Annotated in this window: 17 protein-coding genes; 11 read left to right on the top strand and 6 right to left on the bottom strand. The window is 65.2% G+C overall.

Features of this window, described 5'->3' with window-relative positions:
• Positions 1–8: 8 nt before the first annotated feature.
• From tssB to BM269_RS26780, 7 genes are all read left to right on the top strand, one after another.
• A complete protein-coding gene (gene tssB / locus BM269_RS26810) occupies positions 9–503 on the top strand; it encodes a type VI secretion system contractile sheath small subunit (protein WP_090444866.1) in 495 nt (164 codons plus the stop codon).
• Positions 504–1,988 (top strand): type VI secretion system contractile sheath large subunit, encoded by a 1,485-nt coding sequence (gene tssC, locus BM269_RS26805; RefSeq protein ID WP_090444863.1) that lies wholly within the window; start codon positions 504–506, stop codon positions 1,986–1,988.
• Between the two features lie 14 nt (positions 1,989–2,002).
• Complete coding sequence (locus tag BM269_RS26800; RefSeq protein ID WP_090444860.1) at positions 2,003–2,494, top strand: Hcp family type VI secretion system effector; 492 nt, start codon at positions 2,003–2,005, stop codon at positions 2,492–2,494.
• 64 nt (positions 2,495–2,558) lie between these two features.
• On the top strand, positions 2,559–3,017 hold the full coding sequence (tssE, locus tag BM269_RS26795) for a type VI secretion system baseplate subunit TssE (protein WP_090444856.1): 459 nt from the start codon (positions 2,559–2,561) through the stop codon (positions 3,015–3,017).
• Positions 3,014–5,632: a type VI secretion system ATPase TssH gene (gene tssH / locus BM269_RS26790; protein WP_090444853.1), complete on the top strand. Its 2,619-nt coding sequence runs from the start codon at positions 3,014–3,016 to the stop codon at positions 5,630–5,632. Before tssE ends, tssH begins: the two co-directional genes overlap by 4 nt.
• A gap of 8 nt (positions 5,633–5,640) precedes the next feature.
• The gene (gene tssA / locus BM269_RS26785) at positions 5,641–6,525 is read left to right on the top strand and encodes a type VI secretion system protein TssA (RefSeq protein ID WP_090444850.1); all 885 of its coding nucleotides are present in this window, start codon (positions 5,641–5,643) and stop codon (positions 6,523–6,525) included.
• A gap of 15 nt (positions 6,526–6,540) precedes the next feature.
• Entirely contained in the window at positions 6,541–7,161 is a 621-nt protein-coding gene (locus BM269_RS26780) for a tRNA-uridine aminocarboxypropyltransferase (RefSeq protein ID WP_229204812.1), read from the top strand.
• On the opposite strand, the gene BM269_RS26775 is transcribed toward BM269_RS26780, so the two are convergent.
• From BM269_RS26775 to BM269_RS26765, 3 genes are read right to left on the bottom strand one after another with little or no spacing between them, the layout of a single operon-like run.
• On the bottom strand, positions 7,154–9,994 hold the full coding sequence (locus tag BM269_RS26775; protein WP_090444844.1) for an Hsp70 family protein: 2,841 nt from the start codon (positions 9,992–9,994) through the stop codon (positions 7,154–7,156). The two genes, BM269_RS26780 and BM269_RS26775, sit on opposite strands and share 8 nt — an antisense overlap.
• Positions 9,991–11,838: an Hsp70 family protein gene (locus tag BM269_RS26770; protein WP_090444841.1), complete on the bottom strand. Its 1,848-nt coding sequence runs from the start codon at positions 11,836–11,838 to the stop codon at positions 9,991–9,993. The genes BM269_RS26775 and BM269_RS26770 overlap by 4 nt, the downstream gene beginning before the upstream one ends.
• Complete coding sequence (locus tag BM269_RS26765; protein ID WP_090444838.1) at positions 11,835–12,395, bottom strand: DUF2760 domain-containing protein; 561 nt, start codon at positions 12,393–12,395, stop codon at positions 11,835–11,837. The genes BM269_RS26770 and BM269_RS26765 overlap by 4 nt, the downstream gene beginning before the upstream one ends.
• A gap of 124 nt (positions 12,396–12,519) precedes the next feature.
• On the opposite strand from BM269_RS26765, the gene BM269_RS26760 reads away from it, so the two are divergent.
• Entirely contained in the window at positions 12,520–13,686 is a 1,167-nt protein-coding gene (locus BM269_RS26760) for a PA0069 family radical SAM protein (RefSeq protein ID WP_229204811.1), read from the top strand.
• Here BM269_RS26760 and BM269_RS26755 read toward each other — a convergent pair.
• Together BM269_RS26755 and BM269_RS26750 are read right to left on the bottom strand one after the other, a co-directional pair.
• Positions 13,683–14,264 (bottom strand): gamma-glutamylcyclotransferase, encoded by a 582-nt coding sequence (locus tag BM269_RS26755; RefSeq protein ID WP_090444835.1) that lies wholly within the window; start codon positions 14,262–14,264, stop codon positions 13,683–13,685. The two genes, BM269_RS26760 and BM269_RS26755, sit on opposite strands and share 4 nt — an antisense overlap.
• A gap of 8 nt (positions 14,265–14,272) precedes the next feature.
• Complete coding sequence (locus BM269_RS26750; protein ID WP_090444833.1) at positions 14,273–15,142, bottom strand: LysR family transcriptional regulator; 870 nt, start codon at positions 15,140–15,142, stop codon at positions 14,273–14,275.
• 87 nt (positions 15,143–15,229) lie between these two features.
• On the opposite strand from BM269_RS26750, the gene BM269_RS26745 reads away from it, so the two are divergent.
• The 3 genes from BM269_RS26745 to maiA are packed head-to-tail and all read left to right on the top strand — an operon-like array spanning position 15,230 to position 17,432.
• Positions 15,230–15,760 carry a VOC family protein gene (locus BM269_RS26745; protein WP_090444830.1) on the top strand — a complete coding sequence of 177 codons (531 nt, stop codon included), beginning with the start codon at positions 15,230–15,232 and terminating at the stop codon, positions 15,758–15,760.
• A gap of 8 nt (positions 15,761–15,768) precedes the next feature.
• On the top strand, positions 15,769–16,791 hold the full coding sequence (locus BM269_RS26740; RefSeq protein ID WP_090444826.1) for a fumarylacetoacetate hydrolase family protein: 1,023 nt from the start codon (positions 15,769–15,771) through the stop codon (positions 16,789–16,791).
• Positions 16,788–17,432, top strand: a complete 645-nt coding sequence (maiA, locus tag BM269_RS26735) for a maleylacetoacetate isomerase (protein WP_090444823.1) — start codon at positions 16,788–16,790, stop codon at positions 17,430–17,432. The genes BM269_RS26740 and maiA overlap by 4 nt, the downstream gene beginning before the upstream one ends.
• Here the strand turns inward: maiA and BM269_RS26730 are convergent, their stop codons facing one another.
• A complete protein-coding gene (locus tag BM269_RS26730) occupies positions 17,433–19,106 on the bottom strand; it encodes a diguanylate cyclase (protein ID WP_090444820.1) in 1,674 nt (557 codons plus the stop codon).
• Positions 19,107–19,141: the final 35 nt, after the last annotated feature.

Genomic DNA, 19,141 nt, shown 5'->3' with positions numbered 1-19,141 from the left:
AGCCGGCCATGGCTAATCGTGACAGCGTGCAGAAGCGCTTGAGCAAGGTGCGTCCGCCACGGGTGCAGATGACTTATGACGTTGAAGTCGGCGGCGACCTGGAAAACAAGGAACTTCCCTTTGTGGTCGGCGTCCTGGGCGACTTCGGCGGCAATCCTGCCGCGCCGCAAAAGCGCCTGAAAGAGCGTAATTTCGTCAATATCGACAGCAATAACTTCGACGAAGTGCTGGCCGGCGTCAATCCCGTGCTGAATTTCCAGGTGCCCAACCGCCTCGGTGCGGACGGCGAATTTCCGGTAGAACTGCGCTTCGGCTCCATGCAGGACTTCCGCCCGGAGGCTATTGTGCGCCAAGTGGAGCCCTTGCGCAGGCTGCTGGACGCACGCAGCAAGCTCGCTGACCTGCGCAACAAGCTGGCAGGCAACGACCGGCTGGAAGACCTGCTGACCGAGGTGCTGCAAAACACCGAGAATCTGGCGGCCATCGCGCCCAAGGAGGATTGAATGAGCGCGCAAATGAAGGCAACAGCAGCGGCGGTGGTAGAGGAGGATGGCGACCTGCTGGACCGCATCGTCGAGGAAAGCAAGGTTGCCAAATCCGGCAGCGAGCATGCGCGTGCCCGCGACATCATCGGCGAATTGGTGCGGCAAGTGGTGCAGGGCACCGTGCTCATGTCGCACAACCTTTCGTCCACCATCGATGCACGGGTGGCGGAGCTGGACCGCATGATCTCGGACCAGCTAAGCGCCATCATGCACACCCCGGAGTTCCAGAAGCTTGAGCAAAGCTGGACCGGCCTGCATTACCTGGTGTGCAGCACGGCCACCGGGCCATCACTGAAGATCCGCCTGCTGAACGCGACCAAGCGCGAACTGGTACGCGACTTCCAGAGCGCCCTCGACTTCGACCAGAGCACCATTTTCAAGAAAGTCTACGAAGAGGAATTCGGCACCTTCGGCGGTTCGCCTTACGCGGCACTGCTGGGAGACTTCGAGATATCGCGCCAGCCGGAGGACATTTACTTCATCGAGCAGATGTCGCACCTGGCCGCCGCCGCGCACGCGCCTTTCATCAGCGCCGCCGCGCCGGAGCTGTTCGGGCTGGAAAGCTACGGCGACCTTGCCAAGCCGCGCGACCTGGCCAAGGTGTTCGATACCGTGGAATATGCCAAGTGGAAGGCCTTCCGCGAATCGGAAGATGCGCGCTATGTCGGCCTGACGCTGCCGCGCTTCCTAGGACGCCTGCCCTTCAATCCAGTTGACGGTACCACGGTGGAGGGATTCACTTTCGTGGAAGACGTGGACGGCCGCGACCACCACAAATACCTGTGGTGCAACGCGGCGTACGCGTTTGGCGCCAGATTGACCAAGGCGCACGAGGAATTTGGCTGGTGCGCAGCCATCCGCGGGGTGGAAGGCGGCGGCCTGGTGGACGACCTGCCGACCCATACCTTCAAGACGGACGAAGGGGAGGTGGCGTTGAAGTGCCCGACCGAGGTGGCGATCACCGACCGCCGCGAGAAAGAACTCAGTGACCTTGGCTTCATTTCCCTGGTCCATTGCAAGAACACCGCCTACGCCGCCTTTTTCGGCGCACAATCGGCCCAGAAGGCCATGCGCTACAGCTCCGACGCGGCCAACGCCAATGCCGTGCTGTCGTCGCAACTGCAGTACATCTTTGCCGTATCGCGTATCGCGCACTATATGAAAGCCATGATGCGCGACAAGATCGGCAGCTTCGCCGCCGCCTCGAATGTCGAAGACTTCCTTAACCGTTGGCTGATGAAGTACGTACTGCTGGACGATAACGCCAGCCAGGAACAGAAGGCCCAGTTCCCGCTGCGCGAAGCGTCGGTCCAGGTCAGTGAAGTGCCCGGCAGGCCCGGCGTGTTCCGTGCCGTCAGCTTCCTGCGGCCCCATTTCCAGCTCGACGAGCTGACCGTATCCCTTCGCCTCGTGGCGGAGCTGCCGCAAACCACCAACTACTGAAAAGGAGTATTGCGATGGCAATTGACGTGTACCTGCATATCGACGGCATCAAGGGTGAGTCGACCGATGACCGTCATAAGGACTGGATCGAGTGCAAATCGGTCAGTTGGTCGGTGGAGCAACCGCGTTCGGCCACGTCCTCCACCGGCGGCGGCCACACGGCAGAACGTTGCGAGCATCGCGACGTGGTCATCACCAAGCTGGCCGACCTGGCCTCGCCGATCCTGCTGCAGACCTGCTCCGCAGGCCGCACCATTCCCAGGGCCAGGCTGGAGTTCATGCGCGCCGATGCGCAGGGCGAGCGGGTCAAGTACTTCGAAATCGAACTCGATAACGTGCTGATTGGCGCCGTGTCACCGTCGGTGAGCGAAGGCGATATCCTGACCGAGGAGGTGGGTTTCAAATTCTCGAAAGTGCGCTGGAAATACACACAGCAGCGCGTTTCGGGCGGCATGGGCGGGAATACGTCCGGCGGCTGGGATCTCGCCACCAACCGCATTGCATGATTTTGGAGGGAGTTGCGGCTGCGGCGCGCAAGTGCTGCAGCCGTTTTTTTTTCGGAGGTGCGGCATGGGCGGCTACAGGCCGGGATTGCTGGATCGCCTGCTGGGAAGCCATCCCGGCGCGCGTTTCCTGTCGCAGGAGCAGTTGAAGGAAAGCGTGGCGCGCGACCTGGAAGCACTGCTTAACACGCGCACCGCACTGTCGCAGCAGCTGTTGCAGTCCTACCCGGAGTGCGCATGCTCGCTGCTGAATTTCGGCCTGGCCGATTTCGCCAGCCTGTCGCATAGCAGCAGCGAGGACCGGCTGCGCATCTGCAGCAGTATTCGCCTAGCGGTTGAACGGTACGAGCCGCGGCTATGCAATGTGCAGGTGACACTGGCGGAGCGCACAGGCGCCGTCAATCGCATTGATATCGTCATTGTCGGCAGGTTGCGGGCGCATGGAGCGAATGAGGCCGTCAGCTTCAGCGCCGCCTTGCAACCGTCATCGCTGCATTATTCCATCAAGCGCGGAGCCATTGCATGAGCATTCAACTGAAAACCCTGATTGGAAAATTGAACGACAGCTGTCGCACTGCCGCGACCCGCGCTGCCAATATCGCGATCGGCATGGGGCATGGCGAAGTCGACGTGGAGCACCTGATGCTTGCGCTGCTGGAGCAGCCTGAATGCGACCTGCTGGCGATCATGCGCCGGAGCGACGTCAGCGCAACGGCACTTGAAGCAGACTTGCGGCGCGAGCTGGCCGGGTTTCGCATCGCCGCCACGCGAGTTCCGGTATTCGCGCGGCGCCTGCAATTGATGTTGGAACACGCCTGGCTGATTGCCTCGCTGGCCTTGCCGCAACCGGACCAGGTGCGGAGCTGCCACCTGCTGCTTGCCTTGCTGACCGAGTCGGAGCTGTCACAGCAGGCGGCGCGCAGTTCAAGCCTGTTCGGGCGCTTTCCGGTCGATGGCCTGAAGCACCGTATGGAGAAATATGTCGCCGGATCCATGGAATCCGCGGTGCCGGTAGCGATGCAGGTAGCGATGCAGGACGCGGGCACGCAGCAGGCTGCGTCGCCTTCAGCTCCGGCCCTGGCGCAATACACGGTCAACCTGTGCCAGTTGGCGCGTGACGGCAAGCTGGATCCTGTGATTGGCCGCGCTGCGGAAGTGCGGCAGCTGATGGACGTCCTGTTGCGCCGCCGCCAGAACAACCCGATCCTGACCGGCGAGGCAGGCGTGGGCAAGACCGCAGTGGTGGAGGGCCTGGCGCTGCGCATTGCGGCCGGCGAGGTGCCGGCGCCACTATGCAAGGTGGCCCTGCATGCACTTGACCTGGCGCTATTGCAGGCCGGCGCCAGTGTGCGCGGAGAGTTCGAGGCCCGGCTGAAAAACGTGATTGACGAGGTGCGCCGCAGCCCGCATCCCATCGTCCTTTTCATCGACGAGGCGCACACGATGATCGGCGCCGGCGGCAACGCAGGGCAAGGCGATGCCGCCAACCTCCTGAAGCCGGCCCTGGCGCGCGGCGAGCTGCGCACGATTGCCGCGACCACCTGGAGTGAGTACAAGCGCTTTTTCGAGAAGGATGCCGCCTTGGCACGCCGCTTTCAAGTCGTCAAGGTCGAGGAACCGGACGAAGACACTGCCGCGGCGATGCTGCGGGCCATGGTGCCGCTGATGGAGCGGCATTTCGGCGTACGCGTGCGGGACGACGCCGTGACGGCGGCGGTGCGGCTCGCGCATCGCTACATCAACAGCCGCCAATTGCCGGACAAGGCGGTCGGCGTTCTCGATACGGCATGCGCCCGGGTAGCGTTGGGACAGTGCGCCTTGCCGGCGCTGCTGGAGGACGCCGCCTGCCAGATCGAGCGGCTATCCGTGCGCATTGCGGCGCTGGAGCGTGACGCCACGACCAGTTCCGGCGCCGGAGACCTTGGGCCTTCGGCCCTGCCGGCCTTGCGCGACGAGCGGGGCAGCCTCCAGGCCTGGCATGCGGAGTTGGCCGCACGGCACGAGCGTGAGCGCGACTTGTGCTCGCGCGTCATCGCGCTGCGGCAGGAGGGCGATACAGCTACGGCGGCCACGGTGCAACAGCAGCTGCAGGCGATCCAGCGCGAAACACCCTTGGTGCCGCTGGAAGTGGACCGTCACGTCGTGGCTGGCGTGGTCGCGGCGTGGACCGGCATCCCGGTTGGCCGCATGCTGCGCGACGAGATCCGCACCGTACAGCAGCTCAAGGCGGCGCTGGAGTCGCGCGTATTGGGCCAGCCGCATGCGGTCGAAACCATTGTGCAGCGCATGCGTACTGCGCGTGCCGGACTCGATGATCCGCGCAGGCCGAAAGGCGTCTTCCTGCTGACCGGGCCGTCCGGCGTGGGCAAGACGGAAACCGCGCTGGCGCTGGCAGAGCTGCTGTATGGCGGCGAGCGCAAGCTGGTGACCATCAATATGAGCGAATACCAGGAACCGCACAGCGTAGCGGGACTGAAAGGTTCTCCTCCCGGCTATGTCGGGTACGGCGAAGGCGGGGTGCTGACCGAGGCGGTGCGGCGCAACCCTTACTCCGTCGTGCTGCTCGACGAGGCAGACAAGGCCCACCCGGATGTATTGGAGCTGTTCTACCAGGTGTTCGACCGCGGCATGCTGGAAGATTCGGAAGGGCAGATGGTCGATTTCAGCAACACGGTGATCGTCCTTACCGCCAACCTGGGTGCGGGCGCCATCATGCAGGCTTGCCTGAACCGCGGCAATGCGCCGCTGCCGGCGCCGCAGGAACTCGACGCGCTGCTGCGGCCGCAACTGGTACGGCACTTCAAGCCGGCCTTGCTCGGGCGCTTGCAGGTGGTGCCGTACTACCCGATTTCGGACGAAGCGCTGGCCCAGGTCATTGCGTTGAAACTGGGCCGGATCGGCCAGCGCATCAGCGAGAACCACCACGCTGAATTCTGCTGGGACGATGCGCTGGTCCAGGCAGTGCTGGCACGCTGCACCGAGACCGATTCCGGTGCGCGCAATGTCGACAGCATCCTGCACGGCAGCCTGCTGCCGGCGGTTGCCGATGTGCTGTTGGCGCGCATGGCCGAGGGCATGCCGGTAACGAAGGTGAAGGTGGGCGTGACGCGCCAGGGCCAGTTCCGGATCACCACTCGATAGGAGGGCATATGTTCACGAATGAGGATTTGCTGGTGCCGGTCAGCGTCAGCCAGCCATGCGGTGAGGACGTTTCGTTCGATGCCTGCATGGATGCCATCGCGGCGGCCCGGCGGCAGGACGATCCGACGTTGGAGCAGGGTGAGTGGGCGACTCCCTTGCATAGCGCCGACTGGCCGCTGGTGGCCAGTCGCTGCGCGGAGTTGCTGCGCTCGCGCAGCAAGGACTTGCGGCTGGCGGTGTGGTTGGCTGAGGCGCGTGCGCACACCCACCATATGCGTGGACTGGGCGATGGATTCCTGCTGCTGGCCGGCTTGTGCGAGCGCTTTTGGGAGCATGTTTACCCCTTGCCGGAGGGCGGCGAGCACGAGCTGCGCAGCGGGAACCTGGCGTGGTTGCTGGGGCGTACGCCGGCGCTGGTGCAGGACTTTCCATCCGAAGCCGACGGGGACGAACGCTTGCAGGATGCGCGGCATTGCCTGGCGGCGTTGCAACAGCTGCAGGCGGCTGTCGATGCCCGCCTGGGTGTGGCAGGACCGGCGTTCGGCGCCGCGCGCGAAGCGGTGCAGCGCGTGGTGGACCAAGCGCAGCAAGCATCTCAATCGCGCGTGACTGCGCGCGATGCCGACTGGGAAGGGCCGGCCCCGGACACCGCAGGTGCCGGCGCGCGAAGCGGGCCGGCGATGCCTGGCACGCGCGAGCACGCCTTGGCGCAACTGCGCATGGTGGCTGAATTCTTCCGTCGCACCGAGCCGCACAGCCCCGTTGCCTACCTGGCGGAAAAGGCCGCGAATTGGGGCGAACTGCCGCTGCACGAGTGGCTGCATGCCGTGGTCAAGGACCCGGCACAGATCGCGCAACTGGACGAGCTGCTGGGCGCCGCGCCGCAAGCCTAGTGTATGATCCGCGGCATGAACACCATGCCGCGGCGACCGAAGTGCGCCACCTGCCTGCGCCCCGTCGCCACCTGCATCTGCCATTGGACGGCGCCGGTGGCAAGTGCGGTCGAGGTCCTGATCCTGCAGCACCCGATGGAAGTGGAGAACGCCAAGGGCAGCGCGCGCCTGCTGCACCTGTGCCTGCCCGGCAGCCGCATCGAAGTCGGCGAACAGTTTGATGAGGCGGGGTTGCGCGCCATGCTGGGCGCAAATGGCCGCCAGCCGGTGCTGCTGTACCCCGACACACCCGGCGACCGTTCGCTCGGCATCGCCGCGCCGCCGCCATTCAATGCCGTGCCGGCACCGGTGCAACTGGTCGTGCTGGACGCCACCTGGCGCAAGAGCCGCAAGATGCTGTACTTGAACCCGGCCCTGCAGGCCTTGCCGCGCCTGCCGCTGCGCGATACGCCGCCATCGCACTACTTGATCCGCAAGGCACACGCGCCCGACCAGCTTTCGACTCTGGAAGCCACCTGCTATGCGCTGGCGCAGCTGGAAGCCGACGAGCATCGCTACGATCGGGTCATCGCGGCCTTCGACGGCTTCGTCGCGCAGCAGCAAGCACAGGCCGCGCGCGGCGGCGCTGTTAGCTGAGAAGCTTCAGGCCTGGCGGCAGCGCTTCGCCCAGCATGCGTTGCTCGCTGGCCTGGTCGAGCTGGACCACCTCGCGCACCATGGCCGGCCAGCTTGGCGGGGCGCCGGCAGCCTGCAGCCGCCGCACGACTTCGTCGCGCAAGGCGTCATTGATATCGCGTGAGCGGTCGCCGGTCATGCGCGCCAGGTGCGCAGCTGCGAAGCCTGCCGGTTCGACTTTGCGCCAGTCCAGCAGCATCACGGCCTGCAGCCAGTGCTCCACCGTGTCGACGGGCGCCACGTCGTGCGCGCTGCCGTGGAACGGCCGGCGTGCGCCGACCCTGCCCAGCGCCCACAGGTAGCGGGTCTGGACGGCCAGGCTTTTCGCCTTCGGCAGCTCGCCCACCATCCAGTTGCCGATTTCGGCTTTGTAGGCGGACGGAATGCGCTCGAGCGATGCGCCCAGGCGCAGCATGTCCTCTTCGCTGCCGTTGACCAGGGTGACGGGACGGCGCCCGCGTTCGCCGGCATCGGCCTGCAGGTTGAAGGCAAAATCGTCCAGCAGCCGCAGTTGTGCGATGGGTGGCAGGCCGCCCGATACGCGGCGCCACAGCGTCCACCATTCGGCACATACCTGGTTGTCCTTGTGGTTCTGCACGCCCGCTTCGAAAATCGCCCAGAGCTGTTCGATGCGCCATTCGTCCAGGGTGTGACCGAATCCCGGGCGCAGGCAGTAGCCGGCCAGGTTCATCCAGGCGCGCTCATGTTCCGCCGAGCGGCGGCGGCCCTTGGCGCGTTCCATCAAGGCGTCGAACAGGTGGCGCAATACCGGCGTGGCCCAGCGCTCGCGGCTTCCAAGCAGGTGTTCAAGTTGGCCGCGCAGCTGGCGTACTTCCTTGGCGTCCACTTGCATGGCCCGGCTGCCGAAGATGCGCTCGGTCTTTTCCAGCGCTTCGGGCAGGCGCGCCGGCAGGGCGGGCTCGGTTGCCGCATCGGAGCCGGCCTGTTCACCGTCGGCGGCGGTCGCATCGTCCGCGCCGTGTTCGCGCAGCTGGAATTCGAGCTGCCAGCGTTGCCCATTGCCTTCGCAATGCACTTCCATGGTGCCGACTTCGGTCAGCGAGGCCGCCAACTGCACGGCGATTTCCTTGCGCCCGGTGGCATCCTTGCTGTCGCGCAGGACGGTGGCGATGGCTGGCAGCGCGGTCAGGTCGTCGGGCGCGAGGTCGGCCACGTCGCCCGCTTGCGGAGGCACCGCATCGGCCAGCGTGGTGGCGATGTGAAAGCGTACCGGGCGGCCAAGCCGCAAGGCGAAGCTGCGCTCGCCCAGGCGTACCTCGTGGCAGCTGGCCGTGCCGCGCGGCAGCAGGCAAACAGCGCGCCGCGTCACGCCCGGCGCGCGTGCGTTATCGAGCAGCAGCCAGTAACTGCGCGGAGATCCGCCGGCGATGGTTGGCGCCAGGCCTTGCCGGCCAAGCGCATAGGCCACACCGCCGCGTGCGACCGCGACGTCAGGGTCGTCGTTATGCAGCACGCGTACCGGCTGGTCGCGCCATGCCGACAGTGTGTTGTGCAAACGCTCGGCCAGCTTGGCTGCGCGGAACACGCCGCCGTTCAGCAGCAGCGTGTCGGGAACAGGCAACTTGCCGTTGTCCGGCAGTCCCAACGCTTCGCGCGCGGCAGTCGCGTGCTGGCGCAGGAAGCTGGCCAGGTGACGCGTCACGGCTGGATCGCTGGCGTAGGGCAGGCCGAATTCGACGATGCCGCCACGCTTGGCCTGCGCCGGTTGCTGCGCTTCGTTGAGCGGAAAGAAACCGTCCAGCACAATGCGTTCAACGTCCTCGCGCAGCAGGGTGATGGAACGGCTCCCGCCAATCAGTTTCGTGCCCGAGCCGAGCAAGGTTACGCCGACTTGCTCGGGCGCGTCGGTGGCCAGCAAAGTCTCCTTCGCGGCACGGCAGCGTTCCGTCAGCTGTGCGAGGCGGGCTGCGGACAAGCGCTGCGGCGCGGCTGGCCCCCCGGCGTTGCCGCTGTCGGCGGACAGGCGCTGCTCGGCCAGGTGGGCCAGCGCCAGGTCCATATTGTCGCCGCCGAGGATCAGGTGGTTGCCGACGCCGATGCGCGTCAGTTGCGGCTCGCCGCCGGCCATCGCTACCTTGACCAGTGTGAAGTCGGTGGTGCCGCCGCCGACGTCGGCCACCAGCACCAGCCGCGCCTCGGACAATTCCTGCGCCAGCGAAGCGCGATGGCGATACAGCCAGTCATATAAAGCCGCTTGCGGCTCCTCCAGCAGCCGCAAAGCCGGCAGGCCGGCCATGCGCGCCGCTTCCAGCGTGAGGGCACGCGCGCCCTCGTCGAACGATGCTGGAATCGTCAGCACTACTTGCTGTTGCTCCAATGGCGCAAAAGGAAACCGCGTATTCCAGGCCTCCCGCAAATGCGCAAGATAGCTCGCGCTGGCAGCAACCGGCGACACCCGCGCCACGTCGTCCAAAGCACCCCAGGGCAGGATAGCCGCCAAGCGGTCGACGCCGGTGTGCGACAGCCAGCTCTTGGCGCTGGCGACCAGCCGGCCCGGCACCTGGCCACCCAGCTTGCGCGCCAGGCGGCCGAGCACAGCGCCGGAAGGCGCATCCGCCACGGCCGGTTCCGGCCACGGCAACTGCAGCTCGCCTTCGGCAAATTCGCCGGCGGCGGGGTGATAGCGGGAAGAGGGCAGCAGCACTGCGCTGCCAACTTCGCCGGGCGCGGTGAGCTGCTCGATGTCGAACAACTGCACGTCGCCGCCCGGCGCGGCATACGCTAGCACCGAATTGGTGGTGCCCAGGTCGATGCTGACCAGGTACTGCGTCATCGGCTTTCGCCGCCGCCGCGCACGTCGAACTCGACCTTCCAGCGTTGGCCGTCCAGCGCCACTGCCAGCAGTTCAAGCGTGCCGGACTCGCTGGCATACGCATGCAGGCGCACCTGCACCACTTCGCCAACGGAACGGCCTTCCGGCGACAGCGTAGCCTGGATTTCGTTCAGCTCAATCAGTTCGTCCGGGCCCCAGAAATCGAGTACGGTGCCGATCTGGTCCTGGCGGCGCACGGAGGAACCGAAGAAACGGAAGTGCACTGGCTCGCCGACCACCAGGCCGAACTCCTGGCCGGGCAATTCCAGTTCGCTGCCTTCTTCCATGCCGAATGGCGCCACGCACAGGGCCTGGATCGGCGGCTCCATGCCGGGAATGGCCGGCATCGACGATTCCACCGCGACGTAGTAGGAACGCGCCGTACCGCCGCGGATACGCACGCCGGCGCCGCGCCGCACGTAGCTGTAATACGCCGCGCCGCGCGCGACCGCAAGGTCCAGGTCCGCGCCGCCCAGCATGCGTGCCGGTTCGGCACCCTCCATGTACAGCCAGTCGTTGAGGGTTTCCATCACGCGATTGGCCAGCAGCTCGGACTTGAATACGCCGCCGTTGAACAGCACCGCGCTTGGGTGCAGGAAGGTGTGGGCCGGATTGGCCGCGAAGCCTTGCAGTTCCGCCGTTGCACCAGCCTGGCGCGCCAGGAAGGCTGCCAGGTGCCTGGTGACAGCCGCGTCCTGCGCATAAGGCAGGCCAAGCTGGGTCAGGCCGGCGCGGGTGCGCACGGCAGGGCGCGCGGACGCTTCCACTTTCGGGAAGAAGCCGTCGGTAATGAAGGCCGTAACTTCGGCGCGCGTCAGTTCGGTGCGGATCGAGCCGCCGATCAGCTTCGAGCCGCGGCTTGGCACCACGATCGGCCAGGTCTCCGCCTGCGCATTGGCCAGCAGGTTTTCCTTGGCAGCGCGGCAGCCGTAGGTCAGCGCGCGCATCTGCCAGGCGTCGAGCTGGGTGTTGTTGGCGGCCAGTTTGCGCGCCACCAGGTGGGCCAGCGCCAGGTCCATATTGTCGCCGCCCAGCAGGATATGGTCGCCCACGGCCACCCGGTGCGGCTCCAGCTTGCCATCGCGTTCGAGGATGGCGATCAGCGAAAAGTCGCTGGTACCGCCGCCCACGTCCACCACCAGGATGATGTCGCCCGGCTTGACTTCCTTGCGCCAGCGGCCGTCGCTGTTCTGGATCCAGCTATACAGGGCCGATTGCGGCTCCTCCAGCAGGGTCACGTTTTCGTAGCCGGCAGCGCGTGCCGCTTCGGCGGTGAGTTCGCGTGCGGCCGGGTCGAACGAGGCGGGGATGGTGACCGTGACCGCCTGCTGCGTGAAGGGCGCGTCGGGATGGGCGTTGTCCCATGCCGCGCGCAGGTGCTTCAGGTAGCGGGTGGACGCTTCCAGCGGCGACACGCGCGATACTTCCTCCGGCGCGTCATGCGGCAGGATGGCGGCGCGGCGGTCCACGCCAGGGTGGCACAGCCAGCTCTTGGCGCTCGATACCAGGCGGATCGGCGTGGTGGCGCCGCGGCTGCGGGCCATTTCGCCGCTTACCGCCGGTTGTCCGTCAGCAGCAGCCCAGGGCAGGGCCAGTTCGCCGGCAGCCAGTTCGTCCGGGTGCGGCAGGTAGAGGAAACTTGGCAGCAGCGGCAGTTCTTCGACCGTGCCGGGTGCGGTGAGCTGGGGTACGCCCAGCACGCCGTGCCGGGTTTTCTCGCCATCGCTGCCGGCCAGTTCAACATACGACAGCGCGCTATGCGTGGTGCCGAGGTCGATGCCAATGGCAAATCGCGGATCGCTCACAGTTCCACCTCGGCCGGTGCCAACACCTTGGCGTCATGCGCCTCCGCCAGTTTCGGCAGGCGCACGCTGGAAGCGCGCCAGCCGCGGTGGCTCAGGGTGCCGGTAAATGGCGCCTTGCCGACCACGTTGCCGGTCAGGCGCACGGCGGAGGCGTCAAAACCTTCCGGCAGGGTCACCCGGCTGCCTTCCGCTTCGCTGCGGATGGCGTCGATGGTGAAATGCTCACGCAGCACCTTGGAGCAGCCTTCATGCACCACGCGCGCGGCGGCGCCGATGTCGGCATCGGAGTAGCCGGACAGGTTTTCCTGCGTGAAGTCGATCAGGCGCGCTTCACGCTGGAACAGGGACAGGAGTTGCAGTGCGGCGTCGGGGGTGGCTTCGCGCAGGGGCGCGGCGGCTGGGACAGGCGCAGGTGCGACAGCCGGAGCCACCGCCGGGCCCACGCCGTCATCGCGCACGCGGGCGGCGAATTCCGCATGGCCCAGGGTTTTGAAAAAGGCGCCAAAGGCGAGGGAAATCCTGCTCCCAAAGGAAGGCAGATTGTTCGGTTTGCTCATGTTATTGCTCTTTGAATGTCGGGGGTATCCCGGAGAAGTGCGCATGATACCAGCTTGGCTTGCAGCCGCGGCGCGGGCCGTTTAGAATACTGTATAAACATACAGTAATGTATCGGGGCGCGCCATGCAGGACCATGAACCAGAAGGGCAGGTGATGCTGCCGCCGCAATCGCTCAAGGCTAAAAAAGGGCGCGGCGCGGTATCAAATATGCAAGGAAGGTATGAGCTGCAGGCGCGCGAGGCGTTCGATGACGGCTGGGAGCCGGATCCCGACGATGCCGAGGCCGAACTGCGTCCGCCGCGCACCGTCGTCACCGCCGAAACGGCCAAGACCATCCTCACGCGCAACCAGTCGCCCGATATTCCGTTCAATGTCTCGCTGAACCCATATCGCGGCTGCGAACATGGCTGCATCTATTGTTTTGCGCGGCCATCGCACAGTTACCTCGGCCTGTCGCCGGGGCTGGATTTCGAGACCAAGCTGTTTGCCAAGATAAATGCACCGGAGTTGCTGCGCGCCGAATTGTGCAAGCCGGGGTATGCAGTGGAGTCGCTCGCGCTGGGCGTGAATACCGACGCCTACCAGCCCTGCGAGCGAGAATACCAACTCACACGGCGCGTGCTGCAAGTGCTGGCCGAATGCAACCACCCGGTTGGCCTGATCACCAAATCCTCCCTGATCGAGCGTGATATCGACATCCTCGCGCCGATGGCTGCGCGCAACCTGGCCGCCGCTTCCATCACCATCACTACGCTGGACAGCAAGATCTCGCGCACCCTGGAGCCGCGCGCCGCTGCCCCCGCGCGCCGCCTGCGGACAATCGAAACGCTGGCCAAGGCCGGCATTCCGGTTGGCGTCAGCATCGCGCCGATCATTCCCTTTGTCACCGAGCCCGATATCGAGAAGATCATGTCCGCCGCGCGCGATGCCGGCGCCGTGATGGCAACTTACGTCGTGCTGCGCCTGCCGTGGGAAGTCAGCCCCCTGTTCAAGGAATGGCTGGAAGCGCATTTCCCCGACCGCGCCGCGCGCGTGATGAACCGGGTGCGCGACATGCGCGGCGGCAAAGACTACGAAGCAGAATTCGGCTCACGCATGCGCGGGGAAGGCGTGTGGGCCGACCTGATCCAACAGCGTATCGAAAAAGGCATCACGCGCTTCGGCTTCCACGGCCGCCATAGCAAATTCCGCTCACTCGACTGCACCCAGTTCAAGCGCCCCGACTACATTCCGCCCTCCGGCGCCCGCGCACGCGCCGCAGCCAAGGCAGGGCAGATGGATCTATTCTAAGTAGCGTCCGCGTTTGGTTTCGCCTGCGCCAGAGAGGCTTCGATCGCGTGAACGTGCTCATCGTGGTGGCCCATCTCGCGCAAGGCCGCGGCCAGGCGCAGCAGGTATTCGGTGTTCGGGCCGCTTGGGCCGGACGCGGAAGCGATGTGGCGGGCGATCTCTTCAATGGGCGCCTCGCCCAGCCAGGCAGCATTGTCGGCGGCGGCAATGTAGATCAGTCCTTCTTCCACGCCGCCGGCTTCAAAATGAATATCGATCGCCACGCGCAGGTAGCCGTTTTTCTCGCGGTGGTCGAGGTGCACGAATTCTTCCGGTGTCACAAGGTAAGCCATGCCATGGCACACCGCTCCCTCGGCCGGAATCAGCGTAGCGACGCGGCCCGGCGCATCCGGCGTTCCGCGGTGGTCGTGCGAACCTTGCCAGAACCTGCGCGACCAGCCGAAGATGCGCGCCGGCCGGCGCTCGATGAAGGGAAAGTCCGCCTTGTAAATCAGCGAACCATAACCGAACAGCCACACCTGGTGGTGGCCGTCGAACTTGTCCATTGCCTGGTTGGCTTCAATCGTATTGTGCGACATGCGGCAAATTATAGGGAATACTCGCCAAGCATGCTGATGAAGCGTTCCGCAGCGGGAGAGGGGGTGCGCGAGGTCTTGGTGTAGATGAAGAATTTGCGCTTCAATTCCGGCTCCACCAGCGGGCGCATTTCGAGGCCATAGCGGCGCACCATCGGTTCCGCATACGGCAGGCAGGCTGTGATCCCGAGTCCTTCCGCCACCATGGCCAGCGCGGTCGTCATGAAGGTCACTTCGTTATACGGTGCCAGCGTGGTCATGTCGCGCAGCAGCCGTTCCGTGAACTGGCCCTGCAAGGCAATGAAGGGATGCCGGTTGACTTCAGCCCAGGCAACCGTGCGCCGCGCCGCCAGCGGGTGGCCGGGAGGGAAGACCACGACGAAAGGCATCTCGAACAGCAGCTGCGCATCCACTTCGGTTGTCACGTCGCGCTCCGGCCCGATGCCGACATCGACCTCGCCGCTGACCACGCGCGCCGCCACATTGTCGACCGGGCAGTCGACCAGCTGCACCTGCACGGCCGGATAGGTCGAACGGAAGGCGCCGATCACCTGCGGCAGCAGGGTGCAGGCCATCATCTGCGGCGCGGCGACCCGGACGATGCCTTTCTTCAGGGCCTTGCGGCTGGCAATATCGGCCATCGCCCCATCCAGGTCCTGCAACATCTTGTCGAACAGCGGATAAAGCTCGCGCCCCACCTCCGACAGCTGCACGCGCCGCGTATTGCGCTCGACCACTTTCACGCCCAACAGCTGCTCCAGCTCCTTGATCTGCCCCGACAGGGCGGACTGGGTGACATGCAGCAGGTCGGCGGCCGCGGTGAAGCTGCCGGTGCGGGCGACAGCGACCAGGGCGCGCATCTGGCGAACGGTTGGACTCATCAGGAAAATTAATAAATAGACGTGAAAATATCGTTTGTATGATAGCTGAAACAAGCGTTTAATGGCGGGATACAAAGGAGCCCTGCCATGAAAATCAAGCAAATCCACCACGTTGCCTACCGCTGCAAAGACGCCAAGGAAACCGTCGAGTGGTACGTCAAGCACCTGAACATGAACTTCGTGCTGGCCATCGCGGAGGATGAAGTGCCGTCGACCAAGGCCCCGGACCCTTACATGCACGTCTTCCTGGACGCCGGCCAGGGCAACATCCTGGCTTTCTTCGAACTGCCGACCCAGAAGGAAATGGGCCGCGACGAGAACACCCCGGCCTGGGTGCAGCACCTGGCGCTGGAAGTCGCCTCGATGGACGAGTTGTTAGCCGCCAAGGAGCGCCTGGTCGCCGGCGGCATCGAGGTGCTGGGCCCCGTCAATCACACCATCTTCAAGTCGATCTACTTCTTCGACCCTAACGGCCACCGCCTGGAACTGGCGGCCAACATCGGCACCCCGGAAATGATGCAAAAGCTGGACGAAGTGAAATGGGAAATGCTGGAAGAATGGTCTAAAACGAAAAAAGCGCCGAAGCACGCAGCCTGGATGCACGCACCGCAGAACTAAGGAAATTCATGAAACTCGCCTCCCTGAAAGACGGCAGCCGTGACGGCCGCCTGGTCGTGGTTAGCCGCGACCTGAAATCCTGCCAGCCAGTACCCAACATCGCCGCCACCATGCAGGATGCGCTGGACAACTGGGACGTCGCCGCGCCGCAGCTCAAACAGATCTACGCCTTGCTGAACCAGGGCAGCGCCTCCGGCGCCCAGCCTTTCGATGAAAGCCTGTGCCACTCGCCGCTGCCGCGCGCTTACCAGTGGGCCGACGGTTCCGCCTACATCAATCACGTGGAGCTGGTGCGCAAGGCCCGCAATGCGGAAGTGCCGGCATCGTTCTACACCGACCCGCTGATGTACCAGGGCGGTTCCGACAGCTTCGTCGGCCCACGCGACCCGGTGTTCGCGCTGGACGAAGCCTGGGGTATCGACCTGGAAGCGGAAGTGGCCGTCATCACCGGCGACGTGAAGATGGGCGCCAGCGACGAAGATGCGGCCAAGGCAATCCGCCTGGTCATGCTGGTCAACGACGTTTCCCTGCGCAACCTGATCCCGAACGAACTGGCGAAGGGCTTCGGCTTCTTCAACTCCAAGCCGGCCAGCGCCTTCTCGCCGGTGGCCGTCACGCCGGAGGAGCTGGGCAAGTCCTGGCAGGACAACAAGCTGCACCTGCCGCTGCTGGTACAGATCAACCGCCAGCCGTTCGGCAAGCCGAATGCCGGCGAAGACATGACCTTCAGCTTCGCCCAGCTCGTCGCGCACGCCGCCAAGACGCGCGAACTGTGCGCCGGCACCATCATCGGCTCCGGTACCGTGTCGAACAAGCAGGGCAGCCTGAACGGCTCCAGCATCGCCAACGGCGGCGTGGGCTACTGCTGCCTGGCCGAAGTGCGCATGTACGAGACCATCGAAGAGGGCAAGCCGCAGACCGGCTTCCTGCAGTTCGGCGATACCGTGCGCATCGAGATGCATGACGCGCAGGGCAAGACCATCTTCGGCGCCATCGACCAGACCGTGCTCAATTACGGGGAACGTGAATGAAGCTCTATACCTATTTCCGCAGCTCGGCCGCCTATCGCGTCCGCATCGCGCTGAACCTGAAAGGCCTGGCGTATGAAGCGGTACCGGTGCATTTGCTGCGCGATGGCGGCGAGCAGTTGGCGCCGGCTTATCGCGAGGTGAATCCGGCCGGCCTGGTGCCTTCGCTGGAGGATAACGGCATCGTATTGACGCAGTCGCTGGCCATCATGGAATACCTGGAAGAGGTGCACCCGATGGTGCCGCTGCTGCCGCAGGATGCCGTGGGACGCGCCCGCGTGCGCGCGCTGGCGCAGACCGTCGCCTGCGATACCCATCCGCTGATGAACCTGCGCGTGCTCAAGCACATCAAGGGTCCGATGGGCCTGAGCGAAGAGCAGAAAATGCTTTGGTACTACCACTGGATGGGCGAAGGCATGATGGCGCTCGAGGCTCACCTCGAGCGCGACGGCGACACGGGCCGTTTCTGCTACGGCGACACGCCGACCATCGCCGATTGCTGCCTGGTGCCGCAGGTGTACAACGCGCAGCGTTTCAATATTGACCTGGCGCCGTATCCGCATGTGGCGCGCATTGCGGCCAATTGCGCCGACTTGCCGGCGTTCAAGGCCGCGCATCCGTCCACGCAGCCCGACGCCGAGTAATCAGAACTGCACGACGCGGTTGCGTCCTTCCTTCTTTGCACGGTATAGCGCCTTGTCGGAGCGTACCAGCAAGGAGGAGGGCGTATCCGGTGCGCCATGCCGGTCGGACGCCGCCACGCCGACACTGATCGTCAGCTGCACCTCAACCCCGCACTCTGTGCGCACCCGCATGCCAGCCGCCTGTTCGCGCAGGCGCTCTGCCGCATGCACGGCCACCGCGATATGCGTCTCCGGCATCAGCAGCACGAATTCCTCGCCGCCGAAGCGCGCCACCATATCCACCGCGCGCAGGTTCGCCGTCAACAGGGTGGCGGTCTGGATGATCGCCTGGTCGCCCACTTCGTGGCCATAGGTATCGTTGATGCGCTTGAAGTGGTCGATATCGATCATCAGCAGCGATAAAGGATGATGGAAGCGCCGCGCGCGTTCCAGTTCCTGCGCGATCTGCTCCGTCATCTTGCGCCGGTTGGCGATGCCGGTCAGCGGATCGGTGGTGGCCAGCTGCTCCAGCTTGCGATTGGCCTGCAGCAGTTCCAGCGTGCGCTGCAGGATGCGGTCTTCCAGGCTGTTGCGCTCGGACGCCAGCTCGCACATCGCCCGGCGCCTGGAGCGCAGCGACAGCACCAGCGCCGTGATCAGCATGCCTTCCAGGACGATCAGTGCGCCCGCGGTAATGATCTGCCAGCGGTACAACTCCCACACGTTGTGCGGTCGGTTCAGGATCACCGCGTCCGGCGGGATATTGCGCAAGCCGGCCTGGCGTGCCGTCGGGTAATCGAAATAATAGCCCTGCACCTGGCTGGTCATGGCCGGCTGGCCAAGCAGCAGGCGCGCCATCATGCGGCCCACCGCCTCGCCGCTGACGACGTAGCCACCCGCGACACCGGGCATCACCAGCGATTCGGAATGGGTGAACAGCGGCGCCTTGGTCGCGGCCGAAATCTGCAGCGCCAGTTCGCGCGGCTGGATGCGCGCGTTGCCTTCGCCGCGCAGCGATGCCAGCATGAAGATCGCGCTGCTGCGGTCCAGGCGCGCGGCACGCTGGCGTAGATCGTCCACATTGCCATCGTCCCAGAACTCAAAGCGGATCTTGGGGAAGCGTGGCGTGACGCTGCGGATGCGCTCCAGCCAGAGCTGTCCGCGCGAAGTCTTGTCGCCGACGATGGCGATATGCCGCACATTTGGCGCCACCAGCGGAATCACGCCGATCGCACGTTCAAAATCGGAGCTGACTTCGTAACCCATGCCGTCGCGCGGCAGCCATTGGTCGCGTCCATGATTGACGTAGTGGCGCGGCACGCCGGCAAACAGTTCGGGATGGCTGGACAGGAAGCGCGCCGCGACGAAGTTCTCCGTCACGATGGCGTCGAATTTGACGTCGGCGTACTTGGTGGCGAGGTAGGGTGCCATGCCCTCCTGCGACTTGTCTTCGCCGACGCGGTTGGCGTCGAAGCGCTCTTCGAAGATGGCCGGCGTCGCGCCTTGGCTGCTGCGTTCGAGTTCGTCGTACATGCCCTTGTGCACCAGCCTTTGCCAGGCCGACGAGGAATCGGCGCCGAGCGAGTACAGCACCAGCACGCGACGCTCATCGGCCAAGGCGTGGCTGCAGGCACCGGCAAGCCATGCAATGGCGGCCAGGCGCAGGAATGCTCGTCGGTAGAGGCGGGGGCGCATAGGGGAAACGAGTGTAGCACGGTCGCGTGCAACTA

The organism is Duganella sp. CF458 (assembly GCF_900113115.1).
Lineage (GTDB): Bacteria > Pseudomonadota > Gammaproteobacteria > Burkholderiales > Burkholderiaceae_D > Rugamonas.
This window is presented reverse-complemented; position numbering and strand designations above follow the sequence as displayed.